This window comes from Streptomyces sp. NPDC045968 (assembly GCF_056430475.1).
In genome coordinates this window covers 396,999-418,292 of sequence record NZ_JBWKLF010000005.1, presented here as the reverse complement: position 1 = coordinate 418,292, position 21,294 = coordinate 396,999, and the positions used below count along the sequence as shown (strand labels likewise).

21 protein-coding genes and 2 pseudogenes are annotated in these 21,294 nt (G+C 69.4%); 17 read left to right on the top strand and 6 right to left on the bottom strand.

Annotated elements, in window-relative coordinates; translation table 11 throughout:
* Positions 1-43 precede the first annotated feature (43 nt).
* Positions 44-475: pseudogene (locus tag AC07FA_RS17665) on the top strand (transposase family protein); the annotation flags it as partial.
* Between the two features lie 105 nt (positions 476-580).
* Here AC07FA_RS17665 and AC07FA_RS17660 read toward each other — a convergent pair.
* Positions 581-1,045 carry a MarR family winged helix-turn-helix transcriptional regulator gene (locus AC07FA_RS17660; protein WP_479076439.1) on the bottom strand — a complete coding sequence of 155 codons (465 nt, stop codon included), beginning with the start codon at positions 1,043-1,045 and terminating at the stop codon, positions 581-583.
* A 57-nt stretch (positions 1,046-1,102) separates the two neighbouring features.
* Between AC07FA_RS17660 and AC07FA_RS17655 the strand changes: the two genes are divergently transcribed.
* From AC07FA_RS17655 to AC07FA_RS17640, 4 genes and pseudogenes are all read left to right on the top strand, one after another.
* Positions 1,103-1,969 (top strand): SDR family NAD(P)-dependent oxidoreductase, encoded by an 867-nt coding sequence (locus tag AC07FA_RS17655; RefSeq protein ID WP_479076437.1) that lies wholly within the window; start codon positions 1,103-1,105, stop codon positions 1,967-1,969.
* Between the two features lie 175 nt (positions 1,970-2,144).
* Positions 2,145-4,380: pseudogene (locus AC07FA_RS17650) on the top strand (MMPL family transporter).
* A 192-nt stretch (positions 4,381-4,572) separates the two neighbouring features.
* Positions 4,573-5,892 (top strand): sensor histidine kinase, encoded by a 1,320-nt coding sequence (locus tag AC07FA_RS17645; protein WP_479076436.1) that lies wholly within the window; start codon positions 4,573-4,575, stop codon positions 5,890-5,892.
* Positions 5,889-6,566: a response regulator gene (locus tag AC07FA_RS17640; RefSeq protein ID WP_479076435.1), complete on the top strand. Its 678-nt coding sequence runs from the start codon at positions 5,889-5,891 to the stop codon at positions 6,564-6,566. Before AC07FA_RS17645 ends, AC07FA_RS17640 begins: the two co-directional genes overlap by 4 nt.
* A 160-nt stretch (positions 6,567-6,726) precedes the next feature.
* Here AC07FA_RS17640 and AC07FA_RS17635 read toward each other — a convergent pair whose 3' ends face one another.
* Complete coding sequence (locus tag AC07FA_RS17635; RefSeq protein WP_479076434.1) at positions 6,727-7,107, bottom strand: hypothetical protein; 381 nt, start codon at positions 7,105-7,107, stop codon at positions 6,727-6,729.
* Between the two features lie 528 nt (positions 7,108-7,635).
* On the opposite strand from AC07FA_RS17635, the gene AC07FA_RS17630 reads away from it, so the two are divergent.
* Entirely contained in the window at positions 7,636-7,962 is a 327-nt protein-coding gene (locus AC07FA_RS17630) for an ATP-binding cassette domain-containing protein (protein WP_479076432.1), read from the top strand.
* A gap of 29 nt (positions 7,963-7,991) precedes the next feature.
* A complete protein-coding gene (locus tag AC07FA_RS17625) occupies positions 7,992-8,285 on the top strand; it encodes a hypothetical protein (RefSeq protein WP_479076431.1) in 294 nt (97 codons plus the stop codon).
* On the opposite strand, the gene AC07FA_RS17620 is transcribed toward AC07FA_RS17625, so the two are convergent.
* The gene (locus tag AC07FA_RS17620) at positions 8,268-9,239 is read right to left on the bottom strand and encodes a quinone oxidoreductase family protein (RefSeq protein WP_479076430.1); all 972 of its coding nucleotides are present in this window, start codon (positions 9,237-9,239) and stop codon (positions 8,268-8,270) included. The two genes, AC07FA_RS17625 and AC07FA_RS17620, sit on opposite strands and share 18 nt — an antisense overlap.
* Positions 9,240-9,518: 279 nt before the next feature.
* Positions 9,519-9,662 carry a hypothetical protein gene (locus tag AC07FA_RS17615; RefSeq protein ID WP_479076429.1) on the bottom strand — a complete coding sequence of 48 codons (144 nt, stop codon included), beginning with the start codon at positions 9,660-9,662 and terminating at the stop codon, positions 9,519-9,521.
* Positions 9,663-9,727: 65 nt separating this feature from the next.
* Here AC07FA_RS17615 and AC07FA_RS17610 point away from each other — a divergent pair, with 65 nt between their 5' ends.
* Positions 9,728-9,940 carry a hypothetical protein gene (locus AC07FA_RS17610; protein WP_479076427.1) on the top strand — a complete coding sequence of 71 codons (213 nt, stop codon included), beginning with the start codon at positions 9,728-9,730 and terminating at the stop codon, positions 9,938-9,940.
* Positions 9,941-10,149: 209 nt separating this feature from the next.
* On the opposite strand, the gene AC07FA_RS17605 is transcribed toward AC07FA_RS17610, so the two are convergent.
* The gene (locus tag AC07FA_RS17605; protein WP_479076426.1) at positions 10,150-10,398 is read right to left on the bottom strand and encodes a hypothetical protein; all 249 of its coding nucleotides are present in this window, start codon (positions 10,396-10,398) and stop codon (positions 10,150-10,152) included.
* A gap of 296 nt (positions 10,399-10,694) precedes the next feature.
* Between AC07FA_RS17605 and AC07FA_RS17600 the strand changes: the two genes are divergently transcribed.
* The 7 genes from AC07FA_RS17600 to AC07FA_RS17570 all read left to right on the top strand — a co-directional run bounded on the left by AC07FA_RS17600 (position 10,695) and on the right by AC07FA_RS17570 (position 18,245).
* Positions 10,695-11,915, top strand: coding sequence for a beta-ketoacyl-[acyl-carrier-protein] synthase family protein (locus tag AC07FA_RS17600; RefSeq protein WP_479076424.1), 1,221 nt, complete (start codon positions 10,695-10,697; stop codon positions 11,913-11,915).
* A gap of 229 nt (positions 11,916-12,144) precedes the next feature.
* Complete coding sequence (locus tag AC07FA_RS17595) at positions 12,145-13,299, top strand: hypothetical protein (RefSeq protein ID WP_479076422.1); 1,155 nt, start codon at positions 12,145-12,147, stop codon at positions 13,297-13,299.
* Between the two features lie 26 nt (positions 13,300-13,325).
* Complete coding sequence (locus AC07FA_RS17590) at positions 13,326-14,333, top strand: SDR family oxidoreductase (protein WP_479076420.1); 1,008 nt, start codon at positions 13,326-13,328, stop codon at positions 14,331-14,333.
* A 63-nt stretch (positions 14,334-14,396) separates the two neighbouring features.
* Positions 14,397-14,624 carry an acyl carrier protein gene (locus AC07FA_RS17585; RefSeq protein ID WP_479076418.1) on the top strand — a complete coding sequence of 76 codons (228 nt, stop codon included), beginning with the start codon at positions 14,397-14,399 and terminating at the stop codon, positions 14,622-14,624.
* Position 14,625: 1 nt separating this feature from the next.
* Positions 14,626-15,891 (top strand): cytochrome P450, encoded by a 1,266-nt coding sequence (locus AC07FA_RS17580; protein ID WP_479076416.1) that lies wholly within the window; start codon positions 14,626-14,628, stop codon positions 15,889-15,891.
* A 5-nt stretch (positions 15,892-15,896) separates the two neighbouring features.
* Complete coding sequence (locus tag AC07FA_RS17575) at positions 15,897-16,859, top strand: acyl-ACP desaturase (protein WP_479076414.1); 963 nt, start codon at positions 15,897-15,899, stop codon at positions 16,857-16,859.
* Between the two features lie 105 nt (positions 16,860-16,964).
* Positions 16,965-18,245 carry a WS/DGAT domain-containing protein gene (locus tag AC07FA_RS17570; protein WP_479076412.1) on the top strand — a complete coding sequence of 427 codons (1,281 nt, stop codon included), beginning with the start codon at positions 16,965-16,967 and terminating at the stop codon, positions 18,243-18,245.
* Positions 18,246-19,088: 843 nt separating this feature from the next.
* Here AC07FA_RS17570 and AC07FA_RS17565 read toward each other — a convergent pair.
* Entirely contained in the window at positions 19,089-19,730 is a 642-nt protein-coding gene (locus tag AC07FA_RS17565; protein ID WP_479076411.1) for an ATP-binding cassette domain-containing protein, read from the bottom strand.
* A 545-nt stretch (positions 19,731-20,275) separates the two neighbouring features.
* Here AC07FA_RS17565 and AC07FA_RS17560 point away from each other — a divergent pair.
* Both AC07FA_RS17560 and AC07FA_RS17555 read left to right on the top strand, forming a co-directional pair.
* On the top strand, positions 20,276-20,428 hold the full coding sequence (locus AC07FA_RS17560) for a hypothetical protein (protein ID WP_479076410.1): 153 nt from the start codon (positions 20,276-20,278) through the stop codon (positions 20,426-20,428).
* A gap of 125 nt (positions 20,429-20,553) precedes the next feature.
* Positions 20,554-21,018 (top strand): YdeI/OmpD-associated family protein, encoded by a 465-nt coding sequence (locus AC07FA_RS17555; RefSeq protein WP_479076409.1) that lies wholly within the window; start codon positions 20,554-20,556, stop codon positions 21,016-21,018.
* Positions 21,019-21,294 lie beyond the last annotated feature (276 nt).

The following is a 21,294-nucleotide window of genomic DNA, read 5'->3' as shown; positions in this document are numbered from 1 at the left end:
ACTATCCGTAGGCCAGCACTGCCGCCCGTGAAAAAATCTTGCGGTGTCTGGTGTGATTACGGCGTCGGAGTCTTCCTGGATAGCCCCGTTCACCGGGCTGAGCCCGCGGCAGTTCGGCAAGCTGATCACCGCGCTGCGCCGCGAAGGAGCGGATGCGGTCCGCAGAGGACGACCGTGGAGCCTGCCGTTGGAGGACCGGGTTCTCCTCGTCGTCGCGTACTGGCGTACGGACCTGACCTTGCGGCAGCTCGCCCCACTGTTCGGGGTCTCGAAGTCAGCCGCCGACCGCATCATCGCCCACCTTGGGGCAGCCTTCGCGCTCCAGCCTCGTAAACGGTTCCGCAAGGACACTGGGCTGATCGTGGACGGCACGCTGGTCCCCACCCGCGACCACAGCATCGCCGAGCAGTCGAAGAACTACCGGTACTCCACCAATCACCAGGCTGTCATCGACGCAGATACCCGGCTCATCGTGTACGGCTCCTTCTGCGCACCAGAAACAGCCATCAGCACAGCACAAGGCCCAGTTTTCCTACAGGTCTATGGGTTGACCCACTGGGGCGGGGCTCTTCCGTCCGTGTCAGCCGGTCTTGCCGCCAGTGAGGGCGATGTCCAGGTGCGCGAGCAGCGTGTCGAGTGTGGCCAACTGTTGTGGTTCGAGACGGCCGAAGCGCTGGCGAAGTACGTGCGTGCCCGCTTCTTCCGCGGCCCTTAGTGCCGTGCGGCCGGTGTCAGTGATGGAGACGGTCTTGCGGCGGCGGTCCTCGGGGTCGCCGGTTCGGGCGACCATGCCGAGGCGCTCCAGGCCCTCCACGATCTGGGTGACGGAGCGCGGTGCCTGGCCGAGGGAGGCGGCCAGCTGCGCTTGGTGGAGCGCGCCGCAGCCGACCAGTGCCTGAAGCACCTTGGTGCGGGACAGGGACAGGCCGGCGGTCGCCAGCATGTGCTGGTCGACCTGTTCGCGCAGGCTGTACGCGAGGGCCAGGAAGGACAGTCCCACCTGCTCCGGGGTGTTGCCCGCCGTTGTTGATTCGTGCTGCTCCATGGTTCGGGTATCCTCGCACAACATAATCATGAGGTACCTCACGAAAGGGGTTGTGGGATGGATCGTCCCGTCGCCGTGATCACCGGAGCTACCTCCGGACTGGGCCGCATCGCCGCCTTCGAGCTGGCCCGTCAGGGCTACCGCATCGGCACCGTGGCCCGCTCCCGCAGCAAGGCGCAAGCCCTCGTCGCCGACCTGAGGGCGGTGACCGACGAGCCCGTCGACGTCTTCCACGCCGACCTCGGTCTGCTCTCCGACGCCCGCCGCGCGGGCGAGGAGATCGCCGCGCGCTATCCGAGCCTGGACGTCCTGGTCAACAACGCCGGCTTGCACGCCTTCGCGCAGCGTGTCACCACCGAGGGCCTCGCGGAGATGACGGCGGTGAACTACCTCGGCCCGTTCGTCCTGACCGAGGCGCTGACGGCGAAGCTTGGCGCCTCGGCGCCGTCCCGGATCGTCAACGTCGCCTCCGAAGCGGCCCAGCAGGCGAAAACGATCGCCCCGGCCGAGGATCTGCGGCGCACTGAGCCCTACACCCGGCGGGAGTCGATGTCCCTGTACGGGCGCACCAAGTTGATGACCATCATGTGGACGCAGGAACTCGCCCGCCGCCTGGATGCGGACAAGGTGACCGTGAACTGCTGCGACCCCGGCTGCAACGCCACCGGCCTGGGCCGGGACCTGCCCGGCTCCGCAGTCCTGCAGCGGGTGCTGAACACCCTGAGGATCGGCGATCCGCGCAAGGGCGCCGGCATCATCGTGCGACTCGCCACCGACCCGGCGCTCGCGGGCACCACCGGCGGCTACTTCTCCGCCCGCGACGCCCGTCCCCTGCAGTGCCCCGAGCCCGGCCGGGAGCCGCGCGTGCAGCGGGAGCTGTGGGACGCGACCGTGGCGCTTCTCGCCGCCCACCTGGCCGCCTGAGACCCGGGACGTCCGCCTCAAGGAGGACACCGCCCGGTACGGGGGTACCGTCCCGGCCGCAGATTCGTCCTCGCGCAGCTAATTTCGGCCGCACGCGACTTCTACGTTCATGGGCAGAGCCTGTCGGGCTCGCCCTCACACATCCGTTTTTTCCCTCCTGGTGGGAGTAATTTTCGTGGCCACCTTTCTCTACCGGCTCGGCCGGCTCGCCTTCCGGCGGCGCAGGCTGGTGCTGCTGGCGTGGATCGCGGTGCTCGTCGCCGCGGTCATCGGCGTCAGCAGCGTGTCGGGCAGTACGACGGACGACTTCACGCTTCCCGGAACTCAGTCGCAGCAGGCCATTGACCTGCTGGAGAAGGAGTTCCCGCAGGCTTCGGCCGGCGGCGCTACGGCCCGTGTGGTCATCGAGGCTCCGGACGAGCAGAAGCTGACGTCCGCCGCGCACAAGCAGGAGGTGGAGTCCCTGGTCGCCGACCTGCGCAAGGCACCGCAGGTGGCAAACGTCACCGACCCTTTCACCGCCGGCCTGGTCAGCTCCTCGGGCAGCATCGCTTATGCCCAGGTGACCTACGCCGTCCCGCAGGCCGATATCACTCCCGCCGCATCGGACGCCCTGCACCAGGTGGCGGACAAGGGCGAGCAGGCAAACCTGAAGATCAGCCTCGGCGGCAACGCGGTGCTGGAGGAGGAGCAGAGCAACGCGGCCGAACTGATCGGCCTGCTGGTCGCCGCCTTCGTCCTGGTCATCACCTTCGGTTCACTGGTCGCGGCCGGACTGCCCCTGGTGTCCGCGATCGTCGGCGTCGGCATCGCCCTGTGCGCCATCACCGTCGCCTCGTCGTTCGTCGACATGGCCTCCAACGCGCAGACCCTGGCGCTCATGCTGGGTCTGGCGGTGGCCATCGACTACGCCCTGTTCATCGTCTCCCGCTACCGCACAGAGCTGCGTGAGGGGCACACGCCCGAGGAAGCCGCCGGGCGTGCCGTGGGCACCGCGGGCTCGGCGGTGGTCTTCGCCGGTCTGACCGTCGTCATCGCGCTCGCCGGTTTGAGCGTCATCGGCATCGCGATGCTCACCACCATGGGCCTGGCCGCAGCCTTCGCCATCACCGTCGCCGTGCTTGGTCGCGCTCACCCTCCTGCCGGCCACTCTGGGCTTCACCGGCACCCGCGTGGCCCACGGCCGCCTCACCACACGCCGCGTGCGTGCCGAGCAGCACGGCCGGCGCGTCACGATGGGCGTTCGCTGGGGTCGCTTCGTCACCCGCCACCCCTGGAAGATGCTGCTGGCGTCGGTTATCGGCCTGGGTGTACTGGCCATCCCGGCACTCTCGCTGCGGCTGACCCTGCCCGACGACAGCATGGCCGCTCCCGGCAGCACCCAGCGCGTGGCCTACGACACGCTCAGCAAGGGTTTCGGGCCGGGCTTCAGTGGCCCGCTGACCATCGTCGTCGACGCTCGGGACAGCGACGACGCCAAGACCGCGGCCACGGACACCTCCGCCATGCTGGAGGGCCTCGGCGACGTCGCCACCGTGCGGCCCCCGGTCTTCAACGAGGCAGGTGACGTGGCCCTGATCACCGCGGTGCCGAGCAGTCCGCCCACCAGCCAGGAGACCGTCGACCTGGTCGGCGACATCCGCGACCGCAGCGACGCGGTGAAGAAGGACAGCGGCACGCAGGTGATGGTGACCGGCACGACCGCGCTCAACATCGACGTCTCCGCCAAGCTCGGCGAGGCCATGGTGCCTTACCTGGCCATCGTCGTCGGCCTCGCGCTGGGCCTGCTGCTTCTCGTATTCCGCTCGGTCCTGATCCCGATCAAGGCTGCGGCCGGCTTCCTGCTCAGCGTCGTCGCCACCCTCGGCGTGCTGGTCGCCGTGTTCCAATGGGGCTGGCTTAAGGACATCTTCGGCGTCGACGAGACCGCACCCATCGTCAGCCTGCTGCCCATCCTGCTGATCGGCGTGGTCTTCGGCCTGGCCATGGACTACGAGGTGTTCCTCGTCTCCGGGATGCGCGAGGCATACGTCCACGGCGCCGGCCCCACCGAAGCGATCGTCACCGGGTTCCGCCATGGCGCCCGCGTGGTCACCGCCGCCGCCATCATCATGATCTCGGTATTCGCCGGGTTCCTCCTCGACGACATCGCCCTGGTGAAATCCATCGGCATGGGCCTTGCCACCGCAGTCCTCTTCGACGCTTTCGTCATCCGCATGACCCTCGTCCCCGCGGTGATGACCCTGCTCGGCGCACGGGCCTGGGCACTTCCCCGCTGGCTCGACCACCTCCTGCCCAACGTCGACGTGGAGGGCGAGAAGCTCCGCCAAGTCCTGGCCGAACGCGACCGCCAGACCCGCATCCCCGCGCAGAACGGCCAGGAGCCGACGGCGCCCGCGCCCCTCGGGTAGGCACAGCCCCGGCACACCCCGACCCCGCCTGCCGGCCCCCATCCCCCGAGGGGCGGCAGGCGGTCCCCGGGGCCCGGACAGCACACCGTGCACCGCACAGCGGCTGTCCGGGCCCCTTGGCCCCCGCCCGCCGGTTCATGCTCCCCGAGGAGCGGCGGACGGCCTGCCCGGACAGCGAAAAGGCGCCCATCCATGAGCGAGCCGACCACCCGAGAACCCGTACGCAACACCTCGCCCCATGCTTCCCGGCTTCCGCAGTCATTGACCAGCGACCCCGACCACCGCGTCACGGTGTCGATCATCAGCGGGCTGGCCGCCTGGCGGATGCTCGACCGCGACCACCCCCGGCTGCGGTTGTGGGCCGTGCCCGTCTTCTGCGCCGTCCTCGGACTGCCCTCCCTACTCAACCCGGCCAACCGCGCCCACCTGCCCAGCGAGATCGTCCTCACCCTCGCCTACACGGTTCCGCTGCTGTGGCGGGAACGACGGCCCGGCCTGGTGTTCGCGATCACCACAGCCGCCTCCGTCCTCGCGCTGCCGCTGAACGTCCTCAACGGCGCCGACGCGGCCCGGATCGTCGCGCTCTACAACGTCGGCCGCTACGGTAGCCACCGCCAGCTGGTCCTCGCCTGCACGGTCACCGCCGCCCAGCTCGTTCTCTGGGTCGCGGCATTCTGGGGAAGCGGCCAACTGCAACACGCCAAGCGCCCGGAAGTCCTCACACTGCTGGCCATGCTCGCCGTGACCGCCTGCGCCGCACTGGCCCTCACCGGACGCCTGGCGAAGGCCTACATCGTGGCATTGGAGACCGAGAGCGACCAGCACACCCGCCTGGCCGCAGCCTCGGAACGCACTCGCGTCTCCCGCGAGATGCACGACATCCTCGGCCACACCCTCGCCGTCATCATCGGGCTCGCCGACGGAGCTGCCGCCCTGGCCAGGTCCCGCTCGGAGAAATCCGCCGACACCCTCGACCTCATCGGCGACAGCAGCCGCGAGGCCCTCGCGGAACTACGCCGCCTGCTCATCGTGGTCGACAACCCCGCGACACCGCGGGACACCACCCCGCTCGCACCGCAGCCGAACCTTCAGGACCTGCCCGCGCTACTCCACCGCGTCCGCGCCGCCGGCCCCACCGCCGACCTGCACACCAACGGGGACCTGACACCGCTCAGTCCCGGCCTTCAGCTCACCGTTTACCGCATCGTGCAGGAAGCCCTCACCAACACCCTCAAACATGCCGCGGCCGACACCGCCGTGTCCGTCGACCTGTACACAGATGAGGAATTGGTGCACATCACGGTGGAGGACACCGGCCCGACCCGTGCGGCGGACAGCGAACGGCACGGCAGGCACAGCGGGCAAGGCCTGGTCGGCATGCGCCACCGCGCCGCCCTCTACCAGGGCCGCATCAGCGCAGGCCCAACCCTCGCCGGCGGCTGGCGCGTCCACACGGTCCTGAGCACCTCCCACACCCTGCCCAGCGCCGCCACGGAGAAGCACCGCATATGACCACTGTCCTCATCGTCGACGACCAGACCCTGCAACGACTGGGCTTTCGCATGCTCCTTGAAGCACAGCCGGATATCTCAGTCGTCGGCGAAGCCTCCCAGGGTCAGGAGGCTGTCCGCCTGACCGCGGAACTGCGTCCCGACGTCGTCCTGATGGACGTCCGGATGCCCGGCGTCAACGGCATCGAGGCCACCCGCCGCATCGTCGAGTCCGGCGGCCGCTCGCGGGTCCTGGTCCTGACCACCTTCGACCTCGACGAGTACGCCTACGAGGCCCTGCGAGCCGGAGCGGCCGGCTTCTTCCTCAAGGACGCACGCCCCGAGGAACTCGTCGTCGGCATCCGGGCCGTGGCGGCTGGCGATAGCGTCATCTCCCCGAGCCTGACCCGCAGACTCATCGACGCCTTCACCACCTCGCACCCCCAACGGACGCCCGGCGCTCCGGTGCTCAGCCCCGCACAGCGGCGCCAACTGGCCGCCCTGACCGAACGCGAACGCGAAGTTCTCGCCGCCGTCGCCACGGGATGGTCCAACACCGAGATAGCCGCCCACCTCCACCTGGCCGAGTCGACGGTCAAATCCCACGTCAGCCGCATCCTGGCAAAGATCGATGTCCGCGACCGCGTACAGGCCGTCATCTTCGCCTACGACGTGGGCCTGGCCCGCCCCCAGTGAATTCGCGCAAGCAGGCAGATGAACCCCAGATGCCGCCGTCCGACAGGGCCGTCCCTCCGGCCGGGCGCCGCCGGACCCCGGACCAATCAACTCCAACTGTTTCATCTGCTCCGAACATGATCGGCCGGACAAGTCCTAGTCGCCACGGCGCCAGTGGGTCTCAGTCATCGTGCGGGGTGAGGGTGATGACGACCTCTGAGCCAATGATCTGGCGCGTGAGCGTGCAGTCCTGGGCTCCCTCGTCGTCGCCAGGCGTGAAGGCGCCGATGAGGGAGCCGAACAGCTCCGGGTCGGCTGAGCCCGATAGCAGCAACTGCAGAGCCCGTTCCGCGGCGGGCTGGAGAGCGTGCGGGCCCAGGCGCAGGCAGACCTCGTGCAGGTCAGCCAGCTCTCGTACCTCGAAGCCGTGCCGGAAGGTGCTGTCTGAGTAGGCCCGCGCCAGCTGTCGAAAAGCCGGATCGCCGCGTTCCAGCATTTTCACGGGCAGGTCGTTGAAGGTGTCCACCACATGCATGCAGGCCCACAGGGCCAGGGCAGCCACCTGGCCCTGTGGGCCTTCCCAGTTGTTCCAGCATGTCCTCGCGGCAGACGTCGCGGCCGTCCCGGGATGCGCCGTACAACCGAGCCATCGCAGTGCGGTCCACGTTCAGGTTGCCGCCCTGCCCATTCAGCCAAGTCGGGTCGTAGGGGGCCGGGCTGACCAGTTCGGCGGCGATGTCACGCTCATGACGGTGGTCGAGTAGTGGATGACCGACGTCGCCGCCGTGATCACCGCAGTGCGCCGTGTACTGCGGCCCGGAGGCCGGTTCGTCTTCAACATCGGCGGCGCGTTCGCCGGCATCACCCATCCCGACGCACAGGTCCCGCCTACCGGGCCCTCCCTCAGCGCGTTGATCCAGCAGATCGCCGCCCGGGACTACGGCATCGCCCCACCAGCGACCGCCCTCCCTCCGAAGCTACCGCTCCCCCGCTGTTCCTCACCGACACCGAGGACGCCATCGCCCTGGCCACGGCTAACGCCATCCCCACCACCGGCACCCCGCTGCCCGAGCGCGTCCACCAGATCCGCGTGGACGGCGGGTCGTACACCTACCCGGGGGCCGCCTCCCCCGCGCTGCGGGACGTCAGCTTGCGGGTGCGCCGCGGTGAGGTGACCGCGCTGGTGGGCGCGAACGGCTCCGGCAAGACCACCCTGACCAAGGTGCTGTCCGGGCTCCTGCTGCCCCCCGACGGCCAGATCTGGTGGCAGGACGCCGGCGGCAGCGACGAGGTCGAGCTCCGGGACGCCAACCGGGCCGAGATCTTCGCCCAGGTCGGCCTCCTCCCCCAGGACTTCCCGCGCTGGGAGATGACTGCCGCCGCGAACGTGACGATCGGCGCCGGCGACCCCTGCTGAACGGCGAGGACGACGCGACGGGGCTGCACATGGCCGCCGTGACGGAAGTCGAAGGCGACGAGCCTGGAGTGCCACGACGGCACCCCCTGATGCCGATGACGGATGAGGTCTTCGACGGCGTCACGGACGAACGGAGCGGTGGGGCTGTGACCTTGCACCGGGACCCTCACGCGCCGGCCACGGACCCGTACTTCGGCGTCCGCCTGTGGCTGGAGGCGGAAACCCGGCACGGGTGGGTATGGGCCTACAACCTGGAGCACCTGAACCCGCAGCGGCCGGCGCGCAACGCAATTCCGTCGGTGGCCCTAGGGGATGACGAGTAGCTTGCCGGTGGTACGCCGAGCCTCCAGATCGCGGTGAGCTTGGGCGACCTCGGCGAGCGGGTAGCGGGCCGTCACGGTGGTCTCAAGCACCTTGGTGCGCACCAATTCAAGCACGTCGGCGGCGCGCCGGAGCAGCTCGGACCGATCGGCGATGAAGTGCCCGAGGCTTGGCCGGATCAGGGTCAGAGAACCGCCCTGGGCGAGCCGGATGGGGTCGAAGGGCGGCACTGCACCACTCGCGGCGCCGAAGAGCACCAGGTGGCCGCGGGTTCGCAGGCTGGCGAGGCTCGCATCGAAGGTGTCCCTGCCGACACCGTCGAAGACGACAGGCAGGCCCTGGCCGCCATGGAGCCGCTTCACCTCGGCCGCGAGATCGTCCACTGCAGAGTAGAGGATCACCTCGGCGGCCCCGGCGCGCCGGGCCAGCTGGGCCTTCTCCGGTGTCGAGGTTGTGCCGATCACTCTGCCGCCGAGATGGGTGATGAGCTGGGTCAGCACAAGCCCCATGCCGCCGGCAGCAGCGTGCACGAGCACCGTGTCGCCTGGCTGGACCGGGTAGGCGTCCTTGACGAGGTAGTGCGCCGTCATGCCCTGCAGCAGCACGGCGGCGGCGGCCTCGAAGTCGACGCCGTCGGGCAGGGGCACGAGCCGGGAGGAGTCCACGACGGCCTGCTCGGCATAGGTGCCGGGAATCTCCACCCAGCCGACCCGGTCTCCCACAGCGACGTGGGTGACGCCGGGTCCAACCTCGAGGACCGTGCCCGCGCCCTCAGTGCCCGGAGTGAAGGGCAGCGGGAGGGTGTACCGGCCCTGGCGGTGGTATACGTCGAGGAAGTTGACGCCGGACGCGGCGACCTCCACGACCGCCTGGCCCGGGCCCGGTATCGGTTGATCAATGTCGACCAGTCGCAGCACCTCGGGACCGCCCACTTCGGAAACCTGAATCGCTCGCATGACCCCTCCTGAAACGGCTAACTTCCCTCACCAACTCCGGTCGTGGCGATCCGATTCCCGCTCGCGGTGAGGTGTCGTAGCCGTCTCGTGCCCACGTGGGAGAAGGGTGCCACCGACGGAATGGGCCTGCCCAGGTGACGAAACGCGGTCGACGGTCGGCCGGGCATCACGGCTCTGCCTGCGCTCGCACCGCAGCTGGCTCCCGTTAGCGGTCATCACCCAGGATCGCGGACACAGCTGCGCGGGATCTACGCCTGGCGGAAGCCACGTTCCTGCAGGTCAGTCAACTTCGTCGGTGGCCCACAACTCGCAATGGGCGAGAGAACAGGAGGTCGCCACAGAGCATGCGGCCTCACAGAAATCCTTGCCCGCGAACTCCGCGCCCGCGGCCGCCAGGTCGAAGTCGAGCACCTCCTCGGCCACCTTCCGCGAGTCCTCACAACGCCCGCCGACACCCGCACCGTCAACCCCGAGCAGGAGACCGCCTGATGAGTCGTCGCATGTTCAGCCGCTGCGCCACCACGCCCGGCACCGTCCCACCCGAGGGCCAGGCCGTCGTCGATGAATTCCGCGCGATGCTCGCCGCCATCCGCAACCCCGAACCCTGGACACCTGACCTCGCCCAGGACATCGCCGTGCGGGTCGGTCCGTTCATCGAGCGCGCGCACCCCACCCCGGTTACGAGCACGGCACCGAGTTGATCGCCGTCGCCCTGGTCCACCCCGACACCGGCCACGCCGAGGAAGCTCTCAAGGACTCCGGGCCGCCGAGGCCCAGTCCCAGCATCGAGCGGAGCAGATGGCCCTCGCGGCAGCCGTTCTCATCCTCCGGCAACCCGATGGCTAAGACCAGCCTGTCCCCGACAACGTCATCCCGCTCCGCCCGTCCGGCGATTAAGGAGAGCAATCCGTCACGCGGCGACGCCGAGTTCCTTGCGGGTCCGGTGTCTGAACTCGCGCACGGCCGGCTCGCGCAGACAAGGGGCGAGGGCCGTGTTGAACTCGCGGACGTAGTCCTTGGCCCGGGAGGACTGGACGCGGGCGAGAATGTCGACGGACCGGTTGCCGAGCTCCAGGCCGCGCGCCTGTGACGCCGTTGCAACTGTGGTCGGCGAGCCACTGCACTGGTCAATGAGGCCGGTGTCGTCGAACCGATGCACGACCGCCTTATACAGATGGCTTCGCACCCCAGCACGCGACCGGATCCTGAACGGCCGAGCGGCTCAATGGCCTGTGTTGCTCGTTCGGGTGAGTGCCCGTGCCCGTGTGGCGGGGTGCCCGTTGTCTGGTTGATGCGCCATTTCGTGGAAGCCGGGGCTGACTCTAAAGGGTCGTGGCGAGGCGCAACCTTTTACTGAGAGGCGTGTGTGAGCACCATCGAGGACTGGCTGACCAGCGTTCCCATGGAGAAGTTCGGTGGGGCGCCGGAGACAATTCCTCCGGCCGGGGGCTTGCTGTGAGCGCCGCGCAGATCGCCGTCACCGGCGTGGGGATGATCACCCCCGCCGGGGCGGACGTGAACGAGACCTGGCACAGGGTCTGCGAAGGGGCTTCAACTGCCGCGGCCGTCAGTCCCGAGTTGGCCGGGCTCCCGGTTGAATTCTGTTGCTCGGTTCCCGAGTTGGATGTAGGCAGGTTAGGGCGTCGCAACGTCCTCCGGCTGGACCGGTTCACCCAGCTCGCGTTGCTGGCTGCGCGCGAGGCCGTGGACGACGCCGGGCTGGACACCGGGACGTGGGACGGGGCCCGGGTCGGTGTGGTCATCGGGTGCGGCATTGGCGGCGTGGGCACGTGGGAGAAGCAGCATGCCCGGCTGCGGGAGCACGGCGCGAGCACCGTCTCGCCGCTGTTCATTCCGATGCTGATCCCGAACATGGTGGCTGGGGAGATCGCCCTGGCCCACGGTGCGCGTGGTCCCAGCCTGGTGACGTCGACCGCATGCGCTTCGGGTGCGACGGCGATCGCCACCGCCCGCGACCTCCTGCTGGCCAACCGCTGCGACATCGTGATCGCCGGCGGGACCGAGGCACCGAACACCCCGTTGACGACGACCGGTTTCGCGAACCTGGGTGCCCTGTCCCGAGCTCAGGACCCCACCACAGCGTCCCGGCCCTTCGACGTCGACCGCGACGGTTTCGTGATGGCCGAGGCCGCCGGTGTCCTGGTCCTGGAACGCGTGGATGACGCGGCTGCACGCGGGCACCGGCCCCGCGCGCTGCTGGCGGGCTGCGGGATGACGACCGATGCCCACCATCCGACGTCCCCTCATCCCGAGGGACTCGGGGCGGTCCGGGCGATACGCGCGGCGCTGGACGACGCAGGACTCGCGCCGCGGGATGTGGAGCATGTCAACGCCCATGGCACCGCTACGCCCCTCAACGACGTTGTCGAGTCCCGGGTGATCAACCAGGTTCTGCCCCACCGGCCTCTGGTGACCTCCGCCAAGGGAGTTCTGGGCCACTCCTTGGGGGCCGCCGGTGCTGTCGAGGCCGTGCTGACCGTGCTGAGCGTGCAGCACTCCGTCGTCCCGCCCACCGCCAACCTCGACAGCCCTGACCCTGCCCTCGACCTCAACCTGGTCGGTAAGGCCGTCCGACAACAGCCCATCGGCGTTGCACTGAGTAATTCCTTCGGGTTTGGGGGACACAACGTGGTCCTGGCCTTCTGCAGACCATGACGTGCCCGGTGGCGCCGGATTTTCTCCCAACCCGCCGATTACCAAACATCCCGAGGATCGTTGCTCAGAGTGACGTATGAGCGGCCGTGGTGGCGTTCACAAACGGACGGCGAGCGGAGCGGCAGTGGGAACGAATGGTGTCGACGGAAGCGGCCCAGCCACCATGACGGAGCCGCACACGGCAACCAGGTCCCCGTCCACGGCACCTGTCTTGCCAGAGGCGGGTGCCGTGGACGGTGCGGGCGGGCTGGCGCCGGGCATGGACCGTGTGATGCTCGAATGGGAACGCCGTCACCCTCGCGATGGATACGTCATCGGGGCGCTGCTGCGGTTGCGGGGCCGCAGGCCCACACGGGAGCGTCTGCTGGCCTGGGCCGCGGCCCGGGTTCCGCTGGTGCCCGCTCTCGCCGAGCACCTGGACGGGCCGGTGCGCCGGGAGCGGTGGACCCCCTTCGGCAGCTTCGACATCGCCTCACACGTCCACGTCGCCGACGGCCCGGGGGCGCTGCCCGCCGGGGAGTGGGCGGTGAACCTGCCAGTCCCCGTGGACCGGCCGCGTTGGGGCCTGTGGCTGCTGCCCGACAGCGACGGCGAGGACGGATACTCGCTCGTTTACCGCGTCCATCACGCGGCCCAGGACGGCCTGGCGATGGTCCACACGCTGGAGTGTTTGTTCGGGGCGGCCGAGCCTGCCGGGACCGTGATCCCGCCGTCGAGCGGCCCGGGGACCGCAGCGGCGGCCGGAGCCAACCGAGTGATGGCCGTCGCGGATGTTCCGGCGGCGGCGCTGCGTGAGATCGCCCGCGAGGCGGGCTGCAGCGACCACGACGTGTATCTCGCTGCTCTCGCGGGCGCCTTGCGCGTGTGGCTCGGGGCAGGCGGATGCGACCGTCCCGTTGCGGTGCGCATGCCGTTCAGCGTGCGGATGCCCTCCGATCGCCGGGACCGGGGGAACCATGCGGGACATACCCGGATTCTGCTGCCGGTCGACGAACCCTCGGCCGGCCGGAGGCTTGCCCTGGTCGCCGGGAGAACCGCCGCCTGGAAGGGGCGCTCGGCCCGGGAGCGCACCCGCCGGGTCCAGGACCGTATGCCCGACCGCATGCTGCTGGAGGAGTTCTCAGCATTCTCCGACGCCGACGACTCCCTCGCCACAGCGACCTCCATCCGGTTTCGCCGTCCTTTGGTGTTCGACGGCGATCCGGTCACCGGCGTCACCGGACTGCCCCCGCTGCACGGCGACCACGTGTTCACCAGCGGGCTGTGCGTCCACGGGGCGCGGACGACTGTCTGCTTCACCGCCCGGGCACAGGACCGCCATGTCCTCGAATTGGCCGGCCTGTGGGAGAACGCGGTCGCCGAACTCGCCGCCGCCCGACCCTAACCGTCGCCGCCTCGAGAGAGACCACCGTGCCCTATACCCGCTCCACCGTCCTGCTCACCGGCGCCACCGGCGTAATCGGCTCACGCCTGATCACCGCCCTTACCGACCGCCACCACGTCATCGCACTGATCCACCGCCGCCAACCAGAAGGCCCCCACACCTGCGTGACGGGGGACCTGACGGCCGACCGACTGGGCCTGGACACCGGCCAGTACCGCGAACTGGCGCACAACACCGATGTGATCGTGCACTGCGGGGGCCAGACCGACTTCGCCCAGCACACCCTGGACACCTTCGACGAGGTCAACGCGGACGGCACCCGCCGCATCATGGAGCTCGCCCGAGCTGCCGGGGCGCCGGTGCTCCTGCTGTCCTCCATGGCCGCCGTGATGGAAGTCGAAGGCGACGACCTCACCGCCCGCAGCCTGCGCGCCTACGCCCAGTCCAAGCGCCGTGCCGAGGAAGCCGCCGCCAGTACCCACCCAGTCGCCATCGTCCGCTGTCCCACGCTGTTCGCGCCCCGCAACAGCATCGACACGCCCGCCCACCAGTTCCCGCACATCTGGTTCCGCGCCCTGCTGCGCGGCCAGGGCCGCAACCTGCCCGTCTCGCCCGACCACTGGTGCGACGTCATCCCGCTGGAGACACTCGTCGCCTACCTGTCCGCCCTGACCGACGCCCTGCTGAACGGCGAGGACGACGCGACGGGGCTGCACTGGGCGATGGCCGGCCCGGCCCGGCTGACCGCCGGCGAACTCGCCAGGGTCTGCACCGAGTTCCTCGCCGAAGTGGGGCTGCCCGCCGGAGACCCGATCCTCGCCGACCCCACCAGCACCCGTACCCGTTTCACCGGCATGGGCCGCCTCGCGCAGCTCTCCCTCCAGGCCCCCCAGCAGCCGCCCTACCCCTCGGACCTCGACCGCTACCTGCCGCGGCCCCTCACCCTCGCCGTGATCCTCGACGCCCTCCACCACAACCTCCGCCTCACCGCAGCCGCACAACCCATTCCCGCCGCGACGGCATCCGGCCGCTGACCTCACCCGCTGCCTTCCCGGCACCGGCCACAACACATCCGACAGACGAACCGAGGAGCCCCCGTGTACGAGACCCTGACGCGCATGCTGATCGAGGACTTCCAGCAGGACCCCGCCAAGATCCGCCCCGACACGACGTTCCGCGAACTCGACATGGACTCCCTCTCCCTCGCCGAACTCGCCGTCATGATCGAAAACGCCACCGGCCGCATCATCGCCCTCACCGACCAGGACACCACCCTGGCCCAGGCCGCCGAGCTGTACGCCTCCGCAGGAACGCCGGCCTCCTGACGTGACCGCCACCGCCACCGCGCCCGCGACGGCGCTCGCCATGCGCGCCACCGGGCACCTCATGCGCATGCACCGCGCCGTCGACGCCGCCCCCCACCACGAGGCCCTGCGCCGCCTGGGCCCCGTCCTGCCCACCCTGTGGGGAGGAGTCCTGGTCGCTGACCCCGCGCTGGTCCGCGAGGTCCTGGCCGACCCCGTCTTCCACCTGCGCGACACCGCATGGCGCGACGCCCACACCCCCGGCTGGCGCCGCCACGAAAGCCTCGTCTTCCTGTGCCGCTCGATGATGCTGCTCAACCCGCCCTTCCACACCCACCTGCGCCGCTCCCTCAATGGCCTCTTCGGCGCCCGCTCCGTCAACGCCCTTGCCCCGCACATCGAGCGGATCACCCGCGAACGCCTCGACGCGCTGGAACACGACATCCACGCCCGCGGCGAGGCCGACTTCACCACCCTGGTCGCCGGACTCATGCCCTCACAGGTCATGTGCGCCTGGGCCGGCCTGCCCGAGGACGACGCACCGCTCCTGGCCGGCTTCAGCGATCGCTTCGCCGCCGCGCATAACGTCGCCAGCGACGCCGAACTCCACGACGCCGACCGTGTCACCAGCGACATCCGCGCCTACTGGCACGCCCACATCGACCGCCTGCGCACCCGCCCGGGCGACGACCGCATCTCCACCTGGCTCACTGACCCCAGGCTCACCGCCGACCTCCCCGACAACGAGACCCTCGCCGCGACCCTCGCGCTGTTGTTCTTCGCTGCGCACGAGACGACCGCCGTCGCCCTCGCCTACGCCGGCGCCGCCCTCGCTGAATACCCCGACCAGGCCGCGGTACTGCGCGAGAACCCCGATCGCGCGGCCGCGGCCGTCGAGAACCTGCTGTGCGCGCACCCGCCCGTCAGCTTGACCCAGCGCGGCGCCTTCCAGCGGACCACACTGGCCTCGCACACCATCCAGGCCGGCGAGAGCGTCTACCTCCTCCTCACCCCCGACAACGACCACCACACCCGCAGCACCCGCTTCGCCACCACGCCACCCCCCGCGGCCTCCCACCACGCAGTCTTCGGCGCGGGCGCGCACTACTGCATCGGCGCCCAGGTCGCCCGCCAGGAACTCGCCACCGTCCTGCCCGCACTCGCCCACCGCTTCCCCGGCCTGCGACTGGCCCGACCGGTCACCGTCCCCCGCGGCAGCAGAGCCCGCCGCGGCGCACCCCAGGTCCACCTCACCGACCACCCTGAAGGCAGCCGAGGCAGCCAGTGACGTCCATGAACACTTCCCTGCACAGCGCAACGCCAGGCGGCCTCAACTGGATCGAGGAAATGGAGCCGGTGGTAGGCGGGCTGTTGGACCGTCACCTCACGGTCGCCAAGGAATGGTTCCCCCACCAGTACGTCCCCTGGCGGGCGGGCACCGACTTCGACGGACCGCTGGACGGGACACCGTGGCAGGACGCTCACTCGGCACTCGATCCCCTGGCACGCTCGGCACTGGTGCTGAGCCTGCTGACGGAGGACAACCTGCCCACCTACCACCACGAGCTGGCAAGCATCGTGGGCCGCGACGGCGCCTGGGGAAACTGGCTGCACCGCTGGACGGCGGAGGAGGACCGGCACTCGATCGCGCTGCGCTCCTACATCCACGCGACCCGGGCGGTGGACCCCGTCGCCCTGGAACGCGCACGGATGACGCACATGTCGACGCCGATGCCTGGCTTCTTCCCACGCGGAGTGCGCGGTATCGCCTACGTCCTGGTCCAGGAACTGGCAACACGGGTCGCTCACCGCAGCACGGGTCTCAACACCGCCGAGCCGGTGTGCGCGCAGCTGTTCGGCCGGATCGCCGCGGACGAGAACCTGCACATGGTCTTCTACCGCGACCTCTACGAGCAGATCTTCGACCTGATCCCCGACGAGGCGATGGAAGGGCTGCGCTGGGCGGTGTGCGACTACCGGATGCCCGGCCAGCCGATCCCAGGATTCGCCGCCATGTCACTGAGTCTGGCCATGGCCGGCTGGTACGACCCCCAGATGTTCCTCGACTCCGTGCTCGCACCGATCATGCGGGCCTTGCGGGTCATGGACCGCACGGACCTCAGCTCGGCGGGCGAGGCGCACCGCGAAGCACTGGCCGAGCACCTTGAGCGACTGCGGGTACGGGCCGGGCGCTTTGAGGAGCGACGCCAGGAGCACCGGCCCAACGGTGCAGGCGAACCAGTCACGACCGGCTGACCCGCCACCAACCGCCCTGCGGGCTGTGGACCAAACCAACGGCCACCTCGCCAAACGCCGTCAGGGCCCTCAAGCCATCATCGAAGACGTACGAGCGGAGACCACATGCCGACATGGCGCACATCAGCAGGCGATGACCACCCGCCCCGCACGGTGCGTCTGGGAGCGGCGGACCAGGCGCTGCTCGCCGGGCCGGCCGGCCGGCCGGTTCCCATCGTGGCGCTGTTCGACTTCGACGGCCCCGCCCCCTCCGTAGAGGGGCTGCGCGCACGCGTCGCCGAGCGCGCCGAACACCTGCCCGCCCTCCGCTACCGCATCGGCGACGGTGGAAGAACCGCGGAATGGAGCGACCGGCTCGACATCGACCGGCACGTCCGGGTGCTGTCCGCGGGCGGCGACGCAAGCCACGTCGGGGCCGAACTCCTCCTCAACCAAGGACCGCCAGCCGGCAAGGACCGCCCGCCGTGGAACATCGTGCTGATCCCCCGTCCCGGCGAATACAGCCTGGCCTTCCACGGCGACCACGGCCTCTACGACGGCGGCGTCGCCGCCCTTGTGCTCGCCCTACTCGACGATAACCCGACAGCCGGTCCGCCCCTGCCTCTGCCCAGGCGGCCCCCGGCGGCCGGGCTCACCAGTGCGCTGGCACAGCAGATCGCCCTCCTACGCGCCTCACGGCCGACTCCTGCCTTCAGCTCGCCCCAAGGGCCAACCCGCAAGGTGCGTTACGCCGACGTCGCCCTGACGTATCTGCGAGATCTGGCCCGCACGCATCATGTGAGCGTCAACGACATCTACCTCGCGGCGCTCGCGCACGCCGTACACCTATGGAGGGGCGAGCAGTCCGACGTGGCGCATCCACCGGTGGTCACCGGCATGCCCATGTCCTTCCGCCGGCCCGGCGAGGAAGGAGCGGTCGGCAACCGCATGGCCCTGGCGCGGGTCGTCCTGCCGTGCGACGAGCCCTCACCCCTGCGGGCCCTGCGCCTGGTCGCAGCGCAGACCGCCCGCCACAAGCGCCTGCGCCAGCACGATGCCCTGCGAGTGCTGTCCGCGCTCACCCCGGGCGGCGCCACGAAGCGCCTGTTCGGACGACTCGGAAACCCCCTGACCGCCAGCAATGTCGTGCTCGGCGGGCCTCTGACCTACCGTGGTAACGCCGCCCGCGCCGCCTACGGCGTCACCGACACCCTCGGGCCCGACCAGTGCTACACCTGCCTGATCAGCTACCAGAACACAGCCAGACTCAGCGTCGTCCACCACGCCGGGACCCCCGTCGGCCCGCTGCTCCCCGACCTGTGGCGGACCGCGCTTCAGGCCATCGAACACGCCAATGATCCACCGGTGGACAGCTCTGATGCCCTTCAGCGAGGAGTACGGGCGTGACCGGCACCTGAGAAGGGCGGCCGGCTTCCTTCACCGTGACAGGGAGGTCTCCGCGACGACGGTCGCCGCCTTCCGGTCCGCCTCGGCAGCCGGAGAAAGTGCGCGTACGTACAGCGAAGGCGGCCATGCCCAGGGCCGCCATCCCCAAAGCCCATCCGGCACCCAGCAACAGACAGCTCCAGGGCACCACCTGCAGCTCCGCTGCCGCGACCGAGCTCTGCACCGCGCCGTAAGCCGGCAGGTATCGCACGAGGACGCTGTCCGCGTTCGGGTTGATCAGGGGATTCTGCAGCAGCAGGTCGATGGCGCTGATCAGGATCGCCAGGAACATCCCCGCCAGCTCACTGCGCAGCACAGCCGCCAGGACGATGCCGATACCACCGTAGATCAGAGAGCCGGTGAACAATCCTGCGGCGAACACCACGGGCTGCTCCGGCCGCCAGAACACATGCACCCACGCCGTGGCGTACACCGCGACGACGGCGGACACCAGGACGAGCGAGGCGCACTTCGCCAGCGCGAGGCACGATCGCGGGTAACCGGCCTGCACCAGACGCCGGTCGAAGAGCGCCGAGCGGGCCGTGGCCACGAACATCATGAACGCCACCACCAACGCGAGGGTCTGCAGCGCCCCGGTCACCTGGGTCAGGAGGTTGCCGTCCATGACCAGGTAGGCGCCGACCGGACGGACGTAGAACCGCAACGGGTCCCTGGCCACGACCTCGAAGGTCAGCGTCATCCACAGCGGTACGAACAGGATCACGATGAGCAACGCCAGCCTGTTGCGGGCCTGTTCGACGATCGCGAACCGCATCGCTGTACCGAAACACGACCACCAGCGCCTCACACCGACACCCCGCCCGTTCCGGCCCCGTCCATCTCGCTCAGAACCCCCGCGTCGAGGCGGTACAACGTGTCCAGCCGAGCCGCATCGTAAGCGAGATGGGAGACCACCAGCACCGCACAGCCCCGGTCCCGCAGCGTCGCCGCCAGATCCCAGAACCGCAGATAGGTCTCCCAGTCGAAACCCTGGTACGGCTCGTCCAGAAGCAGCACCTGCGGATCATGCATCAACGCCAGGACCAGGTTGAGCTTCTGCCGGGTGCCGCCGCTGAGCACCTCAAGGCGCTCGCCCCGATAGCCCGTGCAGTTCAACTGTTCAAGCAACTCGAAGGCCCGGTCCAGACTGTCCAGGCCATAGGCCGCCTGGAAGAACCGCAGATGCTGCTCGACCGAATACGCGCCGTGCAGCACAGCGTCCTGAGGGCAACTGCCCACCACCCCAACGCACTCCACCACACCCGCGTCCGGAGCCAGGTCGCCCACCAGGATGCGCAGCAGCGTGCTCTTGCCCGCGCCGTTCTCGCCCACGATGCCCACCAGCTGCCCCGGGGTCAGATCCAGCGACACCCCACGCAGGACCGGGCCCCTGCGATAGCTCTTGCATACATCCCGGATACGAAGAACTGGCTGGCTCGACGTCACGACGCGACCCTGATGCAACGCTCGTAGCCGACGGCCAACCACCCGCGCCGCCCATGCGCAGTCTGCTCCAACGCAGTCACCATCCCGTCCTGGCAGCGTGTCAGCCAACACGATCAAAACGACACGACCCGGCATGAGTGACGGGCAGGGCGTCAATTCCCCGCAAGGAGCCCTTTCCATTTGTCCCCGTAGTTGGTGAACGTGCTCTACGCCGATTCCTCGGCATGGACCGACGAACCGGTGAGTAGACCGGCACAGATCCCCACCCTCACGACTGCTGCCGCACCGGACATCTTCAACTTGACGCTCATATCCCGCACGCCTCTCGCTACGTCCTGTGCCCACCCTCGACCGGGAAGACCGATCGGGAGGATCAAGAATGACTACGGCATCTCGGTGTTCTTCGACTCGTACGGCGCCTCGCCGGTCGGCTTCTACGGTCGCGAGGGTCTGGCCGACCAGGCGGGCACGGACCAGGAAGCAGTGGTTTCAGCGGGCTGGTTCTGACCTACGTCGTCCGCAGTGAGGCACGGGTCGAGGAGATCATGGCAAAGGCCCAGACGGCCGGGGCCACGATCCTCAAGTCCGCCGGTGCTCTGCCGTGGGGCGGGTATGGCGGCACCTTCGCCGACCCGGATGGCTGTATCTGGAGTCTCGGCTACAGCGCCCCGGGAACCGACCAGCCCTACGCCGAGTAGCCACGATCCCCTGCCTCACAGCCCTCCAGGACACGGCGATGGTCCCGGTGTGGGAAGTGGGAGCGGTTATCGGAGCCGGGCGGACCGGATCCGCGGCGAGCCGGCAGAACAACAGGAGAGAGATCATGAAGTTTTGGGCCCACGTCGAGCCACCCGAGCCCATGCGGGGCCTGGAAGTTCCGCCCGAGGTTGTAGCAGCGCTCGGCGGGGGCGCACGGCCGCCAGTGACGATCACGATCAACGGGCATTCCTGGAAGAGCCGTGTCGCCATCACGCGAGGCCGCCACCTGCTCGGCCTCAGCAACGCCAACCGGCACGCCGCGGGTGTCGCGGTCGGCGAGGAGGCCGAGGTCGAGTTGCAGCTCGACACCGAGCCGCGCGTCGTCGTCGAGCCTGCGGACTTCGCCCAGGCTCTGGACGACGACCCCGTCGCCCGCGCCGCCTACGACAACCTTGTGTACAGCCACAAGCGCGAGCATGTGCGCGCCATCGAGAGCGCGAAGAAGCCCGAGACGCGCCGAAGGCGTGTCGAGAAGACGACCCGCGGCAGGCGTTGGTGCAGCCCCTCGTCCCAGCGGTCGTCGAGGTAGGGCTTGCACTCGTCCAGAACGGAGGCTCGGTCGAACTGCTGACTCCCGAACGGATCGAACAGTTGCCCACGGTCCGGTTCCGATGGCCGTGATGGGCGCCGTCGTCACCGCTGCCGCCGCGCTCGCAATCGGCTATCCGCTCGCACGGCTGCGCCCGTCGCGGCAGGTGAGTGACTGGACGGCCGATCACCCCGACCAGCAGTACGCATCAGCCACGGCGACATCGTCTCATCCTGATCATGCTGCGAGGGCTGCCTGCCTCTGGCGGGACATATC